This window comes from Streptomyces hilarionis (genome assembly GCF_024539675.1).
In the GTDB taxonomy this organism is placed as follows: Bacteria; Actinomycetota; Actinomycetes; order Streptomycetales; family Streptomycetaceae; genus Streptomyces; species Streptomyces hilarionis.
The window spans coordinates 1-319 of record NZ_JAHHIT010000595.1 but is presented as its reverse complement, the minus strand read 5'-3'; the positions used below and the strand labels follow the sequence as shown (position 1 = coordinate 319).

Genomic DNA, 319 nt, shown 5'->3' with positions numbered 1-319 from the left:
CTTGTTGACGGGCCAACTTTATATTGCACTTGATTTCGTCCCAAATGCTCAGCCCGTACATTTTAATTTAGCCGCTCGTCCTATGGAAATGCCAACAGTTCCTGGCAGTTTAGACAAACTGCAGGACCAGGTTCAGCGTATCGTGGAAAAAATCAGTAAAGTTCCGTTCGAGCAGATTGCAGGTAACCTCAATAACAACTTAGTAGAAATGCGTAAGACGTTGCAGCAGGTTAATGGACAGGTACTGCCGCAAATGCGTGATGCGTTAGGCCAGACACAAAAAACGCTGACCATAGTCAACGAGAGTTTTGCTGAGGAC

At 45.8% G+C, this 319-nt stretch carries 1 protein-coding gene; it reads left to right on the top strand.

The genetic code is table 11. From position 1 onward, the window contains the following. The coding region (locus KMS84_RS39655) for a hypothetical protein (protein ID WP_256921505.1) at positions 1-319 on the top strand (319 nt) is incomplete at both ends.